This window comes from Siminovitchia fordii DSM 16014 = CIP 108821 (assembly GCF_000374565.1).
Lineage (GTDB): Bacteria > Bacillota > Bacilli > Bacillales > Bacillaceae_C > Siminovitchia > Siminovitchia fordii.
Genome location: NZ_KB894689.1, coordinates 122,639 through 135,756 on the forward strand (window position 1 = coordinate 122,639; position 13,118 = coordinate 135,756).

Annotated in this window: 10 protein-coding genes; 7 read left to right on the top strand and 3 right to left on the bottom strand. The window is 42.2% G+C overall.

The features are described 5' to 3' along the window. Positions 1 to 22: 22 nt before the first annotated feature. From C509_RS0109355 to C509_RS0109385, 7 genes are all read left to right on the top strand, one after another. The gene (locus C509_RS0109355) at positions 23 to 1,183 is read left to right on the top strand and encodes an acyl-CoA dehydrogenase family protein (protein ID WP_018706669.1); all 1,161 of its coding nucleotides are present in this window, start codon (positions 23 to 25) and stop codon (positions 1,181 to 1,183) included. Between the two features lie 168 nt (positions 1,184 to 1,351). After that, positions 1,352 to 2,731, top strand: coding sequence for an MmgE/PrpD family protein (locus C509_RS0109360; RefSeq protein ID WP_018706670.1), 1,380 nt, complete (start codon positions 1,352 to 1,354; stop codon positions 2,729 to 2,731). 18 nt (positions 2,732 to 2,749) lie between these two features. Further along, on the top strand, positions 2,750 to 3,451 hold the full coding sequence (locus tag C509_RS0109365; RefSeq protein ID WP_018706671.1) for a GntR family transcriptional regulator: 702 nt from the start codon (positions 2,750 to 2,752) through the stop codon (positions 3,449 to 3,451). Between the two features lie 41 nt (positions 3,452 to 3,492). Beyond that, positions 3,493 to 4,602: a zinc-binding dehydrogenase gene (locus C509_RS0109370; protein ID WP_018706672.1), complete on the top strand. Its 1,110-nt coding sequence runs from the start codon at positions 3,493 to 3,495 to the stop codon at positions 4,600 to 4,602. Positions 4,603 to 4,861: 259 nt separating this feature from the next. Next, a complete protein-coding gene (ahlS, locus tag C509_RS0109375; RefSeq protein WP_018706673.1) occupies positions 4,862 to 5,695 on the top strand; it encodes an AhlS family quorum-quenching N-acyl homoserine lactonase in 834 nt (277 codons plus the stop codon). An 80-nt stretch (positions 5,696 to 5,775) separates the two neighbouring features. Continuing rightward, a complete protein-coding gene (locus C509_RS0109380; protein ID WP_018706674.1) occupies positions 5,776 to 7,227 on the top strand; it encodes an aldehyde dehydrogenase family protein in 1,452 nt (483 codons plus the stop codon). A 46-nt stretch (positions 7,228 to 7,273) separates the two neighbouring features. Continuing rightward, positions 7,274 to 8,398 (top strand): zinc-dependent alcohol dehydrogenase family protein, encoded by a 1,125-nt coding sequence (locus C509_RS0109385; RefSeq protein WP_018706675.1) that lies wholly within the window; start codon positions 7,274 to 7,276, stop codon positions 8,396 to 8,398. A 456-nt stretch (positions 8,399 to 8,854) separates the two neighbouring features. On the opposite strand, the gene C509_RS0109390 is transcribed toward C509_RS0109385, so the two are convergent. The 3 genes from C509_RS0109390 to C509_RS0109400 form a co-directional block, all read right to left on the bottom strand. Next, positions 8,855 to 10,393, bottom strand: coding sequence for an HAL/PAL/TAL family ammonia-lyase (locus tag C509_RS0109390; RefSeq protein WP_018706676.1), 1,539 nt, complete (start codon positions 10,391 to 10,393; stop codon positions 8,855 to 8,857). Positions 10,394 to 10,413: 20 nt separating this feature from the next. Next, complete coding sequence (locus C509_RS0109395) at positions 10,414 to 11,997, bottom strand: BCCT family transporter (RefSeq protein WP_018706677.1); 1,584 nt, start codon at positions 11,995 to 11,997, stop codon at positions 10,414 to 10,416. A 143-nt stretch (positions 11,998 to 12,140) separates the two neighbouring features. Then, positions 12,141 to 13,115 (bottom strand): agmatinase family protein, encoded by a 975-nt coding sequence (locus C509_RS0109400; RefSeq protein ID WP_018706678.1) that lies wholly within the window; start codon positions 13,113 to 13,115, stop codon positions 12,141 to 12,143. Between the last annotated feature and the right edge of the window lie 3 nt (positions 13,116 to 13,118).

The following is a 13,118-nucleotide window of genomic DNA, read 5'->3' on the forward strand; positions in this document are numbered from 1 at the left end:
TAAAGCGGGAGGCATGATGAATATGGCTGTAAGTGCGCCTGAGGAATTGGACCTGATCAGAAAAAGCATAAAAGCATTATGTTCAAGGTTTCCTGAATCATATTGGAGAGAGATGGATGAAAAAAAAGCTTATCCCGAAGATTTCATTCAAGCATTGACAAACGAAGGCTGGTTATCCATTTTAATACCAGAAGAATACGGTGGATCTGGCCTCGGAATGGTGGAAGCAAGTATTATTCTCGAAGAAATCAACCGTTCGGGCGGGAATGCAGGAGCCGGCCATGCTCAAATGTACACGATGGGTTCCATTCTTAGATATGGAAACGAAGATCAAAAGCAGCGCTATCTTCCGAAAATCGCCAGCGGAGAACTACGGCTTCAGGCCTTTGGAATTACCGAGCCTACTGCGGGAAGTGATACGACTAGCATAGAGACAAGAGCTGTCAGAAAAGGGGACAAATATCTAGTCAATGGACAAAAAATATGGATTTCCCGTACCCAGCATTCTGATCTGATGCTGTTGCTTGCCAGGACCACGCCCAAAGACCAGGTAAAAAGAAAGACAGAAGGATTAAGCTTATTCATTCTAGATATGCAGGATCAAAAAAATAACATAACCATCAGGCCCATAGATACGATGATCAATCATTCAACAACGGAGGTGTTTTTTGAAAACGCCGAAATTCCCGTGGAAAATTTAATTGGTGAAGAAGGAAATGGTTTTAAACAAGTCCTCAGCGGGATGAACGCTGAACGTATCCTAATCGCTTCAGAATGCATAGGGGATGCAAAGTATTTTGTGGATAAGGCCGTTCAATATGCAAATGAACGTGTTGTTTTCAACCGTCAGATCGGTGAAAACCAAGGGGTGCAATTTCCAATAGCACAAGCATATATGGATGCAGAAGCGGCTAAGCTGATGCGTGATCAAGCTGCTGAATTGTTTGATGCCGGGGAAAATTGCGGTGCGGAAGCAAACATGGCCAAATACCTTGCGTCCGAGGCTTCATGGAAAGCTGCGAACGCAGCGATGAATACGTATGGGGGTTACGGATTTGCTTCTGAATATAATATAGAGCGTAAATTTCGTGAGGCACGCCTTTTTATGGTGGCGCCAGTTACGAATAATCTTGTCACAAGCTATGTCGCACAGCATGTGTTGGGGTTGCCTCGTTCTTTTTAAAGTACGCCGGTTTTTTGGAATATTTGTTTAAAAAGCTTTGTTTTGTCCAACTCAGCGCCTATCGACTGGCAGAAGTTGCGCCTTCTCACCCTTTACTTCGTCGAAAGTGCTCCAATCTGCGATAAAAAGGCGCTTGCGATTTTTTTTATAAAGAAAGAGGTGTGTGTTGTGGGAATAAGTCAAAGGCTGGCTGAATATATTCACGATATCAAATATGAAGATTTGCCAAAAGACGTTGTTGAATTTACTAAACTATGTATCTTGGATTACTTTGGTTCTGCTATTGCCGGGTCAACTAAGCAGCCCATACAAATGATTGAGGAAATGGTACGGGAACTGGGTGGAGAGTCCCAGGCAACTCTGATGACAGGCGGAAGAAGTTCCATAACCAACGCGGCGCTTGTCAATGGGGCGGCAAGTCATATCATGGAATTAGATGATATCCATAAAACATCCATCATCCATGCCGGAACTGTCATCATTCCTGCTGCTATAGCTGTGTCAGAGTGGAAAGAATCAAGTGGAAAAGATTTAATCACGTCTATTGTTGCAGGATACGAAGTTGCCTATAGAATAGGCGAAGCAGTCACGCCGTCACACTATTACTATTGGCATAATACCGCAACGTGCGGTACGTTCGGAGCTGCTGCATCAGCAGGAAAGCTACTAAATTTAAATAAAGAGGAATTAATTCATGCACTTGGAAGCGCCGGAACCCAAGCCGCGGGCTTGTGGGAGTTTATCGAGGACGGAGCAATGTCTAAACAGCTGCATCCCGGAAAAGCTGCGATGAATGGGGTAATCAGCGCCCTTCTGGCACAGAAAGGTTTTACCGGCGCAAGTGAAATCCTAGAAGGACGACGCGGATTCTTTGAAGCAATGAGTAAAGAATATGATGTGAAAAAAGTTACCCGAGGGCTTGGTAACCAATTTAAGATCACGGAAAATTCTTTTAAAATCCATGCCTCCTGTCGTCATACACACCACGTAATGGACCTCATGATCGAACTTCATCACGAGGATAGACTCTCCTTTGAAGAAATCGATAAAATAGTCATCTATACTTATCAAACCGCTATCGATATTACCGACAACAACCAGCCCAGTACGGAATATGCAGCCAAGTTTAGCATCCAATTTTGCACCGCATTGGCATTGTTACAGGGGAATGGGGACTTCGACCAGTTTAATCAAAGAACACTTTGGGATCCAAAAATTCGTAAGTTGATGAATCGCGTATTTGTTAAGACTGATTCCGAAATGACAAGCTCATATCCGAAAAAATGGGGAGCGAAGGCTGAGATCTTCCTAACGTCGAGGAGTGTGATTACTAGAGTGACCGACTTTCCGAAAGGTGACCCAGAAAAACCGGTAACTAAAAAAGAACTGCTCGCTAAATTTATGAAAATGGCCTCAATGATGCCCAAACAGCGGCTTAAAAACTTTACTGACAAACTAATGGACTTGGAGAATTTGAGTGAAATTGGACCGATTATGAGTTTCATAGAAGAGAGTAATTTTGAGAGAGTCAGGGAAGGACAAACTTAAATTCAAGAGGGAGATTGCATGGAGAGCTATTTATTGACAGAACAAGACCGTTCTACTTTACAGAGCAAGGTAACAAACAAACTACGGGAAGTAATTTTAACGGGGCATTTTAATATGGGTGACCGATTGGTTCAAGAAGAGTGGGCAGACAAACTTGGGGTCAGCCGTATGCCCATAAGGGAAGCTTTGGTTCAGCTGGAAAAGGAGGGCCTTGTCCGGATCGAACCGCGGAGGGGTGCCATTGTAACTCCGATATCTGTTGAAGATATTAAGGAAATATACCAATTAAGGGTGTTGCTTGAGGGGGAGGCGGTGGAACGTGCCCTTCCTTATATTGAAGAAGAGGATATCAAGGAGCTTTCTAGGTTGGACAGCATGATGAGATCATTGGGCAACACGGAAGAGGACGTTGAAATATATATGAGATTAAATATCGAATTCCACCATATTTTGCGGCGTGGATGTCCTTGGAGAAGAATTCATGACATGATCGATACACTTTGGAAAGGGATTCCGCCATATACGCCAAGCCTATTGGCTGACCATTTGGAGGAAACTCATAAGGAACATGGACTGATGATCGAAGGGATTAAACAAAGGGATGCCAAAAAGCTTCGAAAAGTAATAGAAAGGCATATTTTAAGGACTAGGGATAATTTGATCGAGGTAATCCTGGAAGCCGAAAAGGAAACAAACAGGAGCAGAAGTAAAGATTTTTAAAAAAAATGTAAGCGCTATATTAGAGGAATGGAGGCTATGAGATGACTAAGGTTATTCAAAAAACAGGAAAAGTGGCGGTCATGATTGAGCCGGAAAAGCTGTCCTACCAGGAGTATGAAATCCCGGAGCCGGAAAATGGGGCAGTTGTACTGAAGGTAAGGAGAACAAACATATGCGGCTCCGAGCTTCATATATGGCAGGGGCTGCATCCGACGAAAAGAAAGGGAGTGCTTGGGCATGAGATGATAGGGGAATTATATGCAGCCGGAAAAGACGTGACCACGGACTACGCCGGCAATCCCATCAAAATAGGGGACCGTATTGTATCTGCATACTACATTACGTGCAGAAAATGTACACCTTGTGTAGAAGGTAAATTTCACTTATGTGAACATGCATACGACTTCTGGAATAAGGATCCGGAGGAATCACCGCATTTTCATGGAACCTATGCAACGCATTATTACATCCACCCTGACCAGTATTTTTATAAAGTACCGGATAATGTTTCGGACGTGTCGGCAGCAAGTGCCAATTGTGCGTTATCACAAGTATACTTCGGCATAGACAAGGCACGGGTTACTTACAATGAATTTGTTGTCATCCAAGGAGCAGGGGGCCTCGGTTTGAACGCAATTGCCGTAGCTAAGGAAAAAGGGGCCATTGTCATCGTGATTGACGGAGTGGAAAGCAGGCTTGAGCAGGCTAAACAATTCAGGGCGGATTATACGTTGAATTTTAATGACTATCTCTCAACGGAAGACTTGGCCGATGCGGTCAAGCAATTAACGGGCGGTAGCGGTGCGCACGTCGGAATAGAATTAACGGGAAATCCTAAGGCTTTTGCAGAAGGTATTTATTTCATCCGACCTGGCGGAAGATTTGTAAGTATTGGAAATATTACCCCTGGGAAGCTTGTAGAGTTCGACCCAGGCTTACTGACAAGGAAATCCATTGATATCATATCAGCTGTTCGTTATGACCCTTGGTATCTATATAAATCATTACAGTTTCTATCTGCCAATGATGGAAAATATCCTTTTGACAAAATATTGGATGCTGAGTTTTCGTTGGATGAGATCAAAACGGCGCTGGATAAATCGGCATCAAGGGAAGTGACGAGAGCAACCATTTTGGTCAATCAAGATTAACTTTTTATGATGTTAGGGAGGTGGCTTTTAAACGGTTTGGGTCAATCTTTTTAACTTCATTCAGCGGAAGTCTCCCACTTTTGTAAGTGGTGAGATTTAAGTATATAGGTATTCCATTCAGTGGGGGCAAACCCAGCTGAATAAAGTTAAAGCCTCCGGCGGATGCCAAAGATTTTCAGAGGAAATTTACCGAGCGGAGTTCGATAAAAATCTGGCCGCAAATACGCCAAGGCGCATTTGATAAAATGGAGGGATAAAAATGAGTCAAACAAAGTTGTATGTTTTGGATACCGGGAGAATGAGGATGGATAAAAATTTTATGGTTGCCATGCATAACCCCGCAAACATTGATAATCCTAACCCGCCAGCTGAATTTATCGAGTTTCCTGTGTACGCTGTTCTGATAGACCACCCTGATGGAAAAATATTGTTTGATACTGGCTGTAACCCGGAAGGTATGGGTAAGGAAGGCCGCTGGCCGCAGGCTACTCAAAAAATGTTCCCTCTCTTTCAGGATGAATCTTGTTATTTGATTAACCGTCTTGAACAGTTGAAGGTGAGACCGGAGGATATCCGATACGTGGTTGCCTCCCATCTTCATCTTGACCATGCAGGATGCCTGGAACTGTTTACGAATGCAACGATCATAGTCCATGATACTGAATTGTCCAATACGATGAAGCAATATGCAATGACGAAAGAGATGGGTGCCTATATATGGGCCGATATTGATGCCTGGATTAAAAAAGATCTATCGTGGAGAACAATCATGCCTAATGAGGATGAAATTGAACTTGCCAGTGGCATTAAAATATTGAATTTTGGTGCAGGGCATGCTTGGGGACTTTTGGGGCTTCACATAGAACTGCCTGGAGAGGGAGGGATTTTACTTGCATCCGACGCCGTGTATTCAGCAGAAAACTATGGGCCGCCAGTCAAGCCCCCAGGGATTATTTATGATTCCATCGGTTATATAAATACAGTTGAGAAAATCAAGAAATATGCAGAAAGAACAAATAGTCAAGTATGGTATGGGCATGATACCGAGCAATTTCATAGATTTATAAAATCGACGGAAGGATTCTATGAATAATTCAGGTTAATCTCATGAGGTGTCGCAGTGTTCATGAGATTGATTCCTTTAGGCAGGAATTAGTACGTTGAAAGGACAAGATGGGAATGGATGAAAAAGCATTTCAATTTGGTTCATTTATAGATGGGGAAGAAATAAAAGGGCTCGGTAGAAAAGAATTGGAAGTTCTTAACCCATATAACCAGAAGGTAATTGGGACCATATCCTGTGGAGTTGTTAATGACGTAAAACTCGCCGTCGCTGCTGCCGATAAGGTTTATCATGAAACAATGAAAAAAATGCCAGCTTATGAGCGCTCAAACATTCTCCGTCATGCAGCCGACCTATTGGAACAAAAATTTGAAGATTTTTCAAGATTGCTTACTCTTGAAGCTGGGAAGCCAATCCGTGAGAGCAGAGGAGAAGTGACCCGTGCTTTACAAGTTTTGCGTCTTGCGTCCGAAGGAGCAAAAAATATTTTCGGAGAACAAATACCATTGGATATTGCCGTTGGAGGCACAAACCAGATCGGTTTTACAAAGCGGGTCCCACTAGGAGTAGTAGCAGCTATTACCCCTTTTAATTTTCCATTAAACTTGGCGCTCCATAAAATTGCTCCTGCCATCGCAGCGGGCAATACAGTCGTCCTTAAGCCTGCAGAAAAAACACCATTGTCTTCCGCTATGCTTTATAAACTTTTTGACCAGGCAGGTTTGCCAAAAGGAGCCCTTAATGTCGTAATGGGGCTTGGGACTGAGTTGGTGGAAACGCTCGTGACAGATCCATTGGTGAAAAAAGTTTCATTTACCGGAAGTAATGAAGTGGGCTGGAAAATAGATGAGATGGCAAAGAGAAAAAAAGTGACATTAGAGTTGGGGTCGAATGCTCCTAATATTATCTTTTCTGACTGTGATCTGGACCATGCTGTTCAATCGATTGTACTGGGAGGATTTACTTTCGCAGGACAGGCCTGTGTTTCTGCGCAGAGAATTTATGTACAAAATGAAATATACGATGAATTTATCAATAAATTGGTCACTGAGTTAAAAGAACTAAAAATGGGTGACCCGCTTGATGAGGCAACAGAGCTAGGGCCAATGATTACGGAAGAAGCAGCCAAAAGAGCTGAAACCTGGATTTTGGAAGCGAGAGAGCAGGGAGCTCACATCGTCTTGGGTGGCAATCGCAGAGGAACAATGGTGGAGCCAACAGTAATCACTAATGTGAATCCCCGGATGAATGTAGTATGCGCTGAAGTTTTTGCTCCTATCGTCAGCATTATACCGTTTACTGATGAAAAGGAAGTAATTAAGAAAGCGAATCAATCAGAATTCGGTCTGCATGCAGGGATTTTTACAAACAACATCAATCGTGCGATGCAAATGGTGGACGCTATAGAAACAAGCGGGGTTTGGATTAATGAATCATCGGTCCGCCGGTATGACCACATTCCTTATGGAGGGATTAAAAATAGCGGCTTGGGCAAGGAAGGCATCAAATATGCGATTGAAGGAATGACGGACATAAAGTTTGTTGGCATTAAGCTTATTTAGTCTGAGTCGCTGAACGATAAAACTCTTAAAAAAGGATGGGTTGATAGTGAAGATTAAATCAGCAGTCTTGCGTGAATCCGGGGCGCCTACTCCTTATGCGGAAAGTCGGCCGATTAAAATTGAAACTCTGGAATTGGACTCCCCTCAAAGGGGAGAAGTGCTTGTTCAAATTAAAGCGGCCAGTTTATGCCACTCGGATTTGTCTGTCATGGACGGAAGCAGGCCAAGACCGCTGCCGATGGCATTGGGGCATGAGGCTGCTGGAATTGTTGCAAAAGTGGGAGAAGGCGTTACTGATCTTGCGGAAGGAGATCATGTCGTTTGCGTCTTTGTGCCCAGCTGTGGACAGTGTATTCCATGTAAAGAGGGCCGACCGGCGCTTTGTGAACCAGGTGCTGAGTCCAATACTGCAGGCACCTTATTGTCAGGAGGAAGACGGCTGCATACAGAAACGGAAAATATTAACCATCATGTCGGCGTTTCAGCTTTTTCCGAATACACCGTTGTATCAAGGCATTCATTAATAAAGGTTGAAAAGGATATTCCGTTTGAGAAGCTTGCCCTATTTGGGTGTGCAGTCATTACAGGTGTAGGTGCAGTAATAAATACGGCAAATATCAAGTTAGGCAGCACAGTTGCGGTCGTTGGACTTGGAGGAGTAGGCTTAAGTGCACTTATTGGTGCCATTGCAGCGGGAGCGAGTAAAGTAGTTGCAATAGATATAAATGATAGTAAGTTGCAGCTTGCAAAAGAGCTGGGGGCAACGCATACTTTTAATTCAAAGGATCCGGATGCCGTCCATTCTATTCGTGAACAAACAAGTGGAGGGCTGGATTACGTATTTGAAACGGCTGGAGCTGTATCAGCAATGGAAGTTGCATACCAAATTACGAAAAGGGGCGGTACCACTATTACCACCGGCTTGCCGCATCCAGAACATCATTTTTCCTTCCCATACTTAACCTTGACGGCCGAGGAAAGGACCTTAAAGGGTTCTTATGTAGGAAGTTGTGTACCAAACCGGGATATTCCAAGATTTATAGATCTATTTAAACAAGGCCGCCTCCCGGTTGACAGACTGCACAGCGAAACCATTTCTTTGGAAGATATTAATGAAGGATTTGACAAGCTGGCAAAAGGAGAATCACTTAGGATAATTATAAAAATGTAGAATAGAAATATGAAGATACACTTACGTTAAGGGCTTTTGCAGGCTCTTTTTCTTTTTAAAGTAACTGATACACTTTGAGGATTCAATATTTCCAATTGATAGCTTTGATGGGCCGTGCTGTTTGATTTTTTTGCAAAGACAGTTTATCAGAGCGGTGTACAGCAACTCTTAGCATCCATTGTATAACTTTGTTTAAACTAAAAACCCCCTTTAAGTAGCCAGGCTTTATTTTTTTACCTGTCTACTTAAAGGGGTATATCAATCTCAAGAAAGCTTTTTTTACAATCTCTATTAGCGCTGTAAATACGCATTTTCCCGATGTTTCCTCTTCCAATTTCAAGATTAAAGGGATGTTATTTTTATTTTCGTGAATCTTTAAAATAATACAAATATAACGACTTTGTTTCCAACAGGTCTTTTGCAAGATTCAAGATAATAAGAAATAATTCTATCCTTCTATAATGGATGCCCGATAGTTTCTTCAACTATATAAATAATCTTGTTCGAATGAATAAGTTCCCGAAGACTTTGAATGTATGGATAGAGATATAAATCTTGATCGAGTTCAGGAACTAATTCTGATATACGGCTTAATACAGCACTTGAGGCAGATCCAGGCGATAAATCCTCTTCAATTAAATGAAAAGCTTGATAAATTGATAGCAGTTCGATTGCTAAAATAAATTCAAGTTTCTCTGCTATTTTACGTGCTTTTTTAGCCGCATTATACCCCATTGCCACATAATCCTCTTGATCGGCACTAGTCGAAATATTATCTACAGTCGATGGGTGCGATAATATCTTCATATCATTTAACAAACCTGCTTGTGTATATTGAGGAATCATAAGTCCTGAATTTAATCCCGGCTTCTCTACAAGGAAGGAAGGTAAATCGGAAAGCCTGCTGTTTATAAGGCGGCTATTCCTTCTCTCTGACATTTTTGCGATAGCAGTAGCTGCAATACATGCGGAATCTAGTTCAATACCTATATAGGATGAATCACAATTACACCCGGATATTGCCCTTGCATTTTCTTCATCGGGCCATATAATTGGATTATCACAACAAGCATTCATTTCAATATCAAAAGTTTTTAACGCATCATTTAATGTTTTCTTTGCTGCCCCATGAAGTTGTGGAATTGCTCGTAGAGACAACGCATCCTGTAACCTGTAATCCATAAACTTTTTTGAGATAGAAGAGTCAGATAATATCGTTCGGATATTAAAAGCTGTATCTCTTTGGTCCTTATGAGGCCGGACACTCATTAAATTATCGTCAAACGCACGCACTGTTCCTTTTAATACTTCTAAAGCCATCGCGCCAATAATATCTGCCGTTTTCGAAGCCATTAACATATCAAATAAAGCCAACGCCCCAATACCGGTGGGACTGGTTGTCCCATTGATAAGAGCCAACCCCTCTTTAGCAGAAAGCTGAATAGGCTCTGCATTAATTTTACGAAGTGCTTTTGTTGCCGGAAGAAGCTCTCCATTTATATAGGCCATACCCTCACCGATTAAAACAAGTGCAATATGTGCTTCGATACTTAAGTATCCAACTGAACCTTCTCCGGGAGCAAACGGGGTCAACCCTTTATTTAAAAATTCTTTATACATGTCAAGAATTTCAAGCCTGACTCCTGAATATCCCTGTCCTAAGTTTTGCAAAACCATTAGCATTACGGCCCGAACTTCCTCTTCTTTAAGCGGGTCTCCAACTGACGTAGCATGGGACAAAAGAATATTCTTTTGTAATTGGACTGTCTCCTCTGGCATAATCATTTTTGAAGACAATGCTCCAAATCCTGTATTTACTCCATACATGACTTTTTTTTCTTCTATCCACTTTTCCACAAGTTGCCTTGAAGCCAATACTCTTTGACAGTATTTATCTGAAAACTCAACCTTGGCCTTAAAACGTGAAACCGCTACTAAGTCTTCCAGTGATATTGGCTCTCCAAGAGTTACTTTTGTAATATCTTTAGGCAGCATCTTAATATCCCTCCTCTTTCTTATTTTTTTACCTCATCTACAAAAAACATTTTAATTGCTGAAGCAACCTGTAAGACAAAAACAAACAGAATAGCTGTACCACCAAGAGCAGCCAAGTATTTAACACCATCCACACCTTGTTCTCCACCGGCAAATGCTACCATAACAAAAGCGATAATACCGATAGAAATAGCCCATAGAAGCTTTTTCCATTGATCCGGTTCCTCATCATGGCGAATGTTTGCAGTACACAATTGAGATATAGAACGGACCATTGAGTCAGCCGCAGTTGCAAAAGATAAAATAAGAGTTAACATTATAACTGGAATGATAATGAATCCCAATGGTAAATTGGATAAAAATGTCCACAACCCCGCTACAGCACCACTGTTCTTTATCGTTCCGACTAAATCTGCAACATTATTTTGCTGCCAGTTTAAAGCAGTACCGCCCCAAATGCCGATCCACACGATACTAAATACCGAAGGCAATATCCAGTTCACAATCATGAATTCACGGATTGTGCGTCCTTGAGAAATGACCGCCAGATAAATCCCCATAAGCGGAGCATACGCAATCCATATAGCCCAATCATATAGTGTCCACCACATGACCAGAGCTTCCCCACCTATGTCAATTGGATCAAGCCCCCATACCCAAAAATTTTGCAACCAGTATCCCATACCTGCTGTAGAGGTACGCAAATTGTACAACGTCGGTCCCAAAAGGATGAGCGCAAAAAGAATAATATAAAAGACCTTCACATTAATTTCCGATAATATGCGAATTCCTTTATCTAAGCCTCTCAATGTCGATAAAGTAAAAGTAGCTGTAATCAAAATAGTTAAAGTCAACCAAATAAAAGGACTTTGAGGTATTTTATAGATGGCTTCAATGCCCGATCCTACCAAGGCAAGTCCCGCTCCCAATGAAGATGCTAAACCGAGAGCAATTGCCAAAACAGCGAGCGTATCGACTATACTTGGCCAGATTCCTCTTGTTATCCTGTCTCCAAACAAAGGAGTCAACGTTGCAGATACAGATAACGATTTTTTTCGATTGTAGTACATATAGGCAACTACTAAACCACTTAATGAATACATAGCATAGGGAATAAACGACCAATTGTAGAAGCTGCGGCCCATCGCATAAATAGCTGCAAGCGGGGTACCTGGTTCCACTCCGGCTCTTTCCATTTCCCCGTAAATATTTCCAAAATATATAATTGGTTCATTTACACCGTATGTAATTAACCCTGTGGCAATACCGCCGGTCAAAGCCATGGCAAACCAAGCTGAAAACTTGTACTTAGGCTTTGTATTTGCACCCCCTAACCGTACATTGCCTAGTTTTGAAAAAGTCACAATTGCAACAATTATTAATGCCACAATAGAAACAATCTGATATAACCATCCCAGCCCCTTTAAGGACCCAACAAATCCATTCATGGCAATGTCCGTTAATAATTTGTTATTAACGATACCGAGAATTGCACCTCCCCCTACAATGAAAAAAGCAGGCCAAAATACTCCCTTTCTTGTTTTTCGTTTAGCGGTTTCATCAGTTTCTTCAAGTTCAGCAATGTCCCTTTCAGCTTTTAGCATGATAATTCCCTCCTTATTACGGATAATCAAATTTGGATTTCGAAAAACACCTGTAATCGCTTGCATACAGAATTACATTAGTGAACTTGCAAAAATAACACATACCGCCGGTAACCGGCGATATGTATACAACTTTAAACCTTTTACTTGACGTGAACCATCGCTCTGCCTGTCACAAACTGTAACCAGGCATATACTCCGGTTTTCACCGTTTCAGAAACTGACGAATCTTTCGTCGGGTCCAAACAGACAAAGTCGAGATTTTGCACTTCCGTACATTTCCCAATTTCGATCAATGCGTCAAACAGTTCTACTGTCGTCATGCCGCCTGGAGTTGATGCGGGAACTCCAGGGGCTTGCGTAATATCAAGAACGTCCATATCAACCGTTACGTAAATACGATCTACTTTTTTAGATAGGCAATCCAACGCCTCTTTGACATGAACCGAGACGCCCTTTTTCCTGGCTTGCTTGAGTGTGACCATATTAATCTCATGTTTTTTCGCATAGTCAACGAGAGGTCGCGCATTGAAAAAGCCGTGTAATCCGATGTTATAGACATCCCTACCTTTGATTACGCCACCGTCAATAAGTTGTCTAATCGGCGTTCCATTAGCAGGCCCAAGCTCGGCTGGATCTCGGACATCCAAATGTGTATCAAGTTGCAGAATGCCGATGGTTTCATTGGGAAAAGCTTGCTTAATTCCACGAACAGCGCAGGCGGTCGTGGAGTGATCTCCCCCAATCATACAAATAGTAGATTTATAATATTGTTGGGAGAGATATGCCGTGGAAGCCTCAATTCTATTATGCGATTCCAAAATATTGGTTGTATGCATGACAACATCTCCAGCATCCGATACTTGGAGTGTTGATAAGTCGATATCCTCATCTAAATTGTAAGTAGTAAAGCTCTTCCACATTTTCCGGAATTCTTGCGGATATAAAGAAGCGCCGGACACGCTGATGGAGGATCGTGAAATCGGAGCGCCATAAAGCAGCAGGTCAGGTGCCTCCGTTCCTTCATTAAGCGGGCGAACCCATTGGTGAACAAAATAAGGCTCCCCTTCAATTGAATTCCAATACCACTCTGGTCTACTCAGCCAATTTTCTCCCATCTG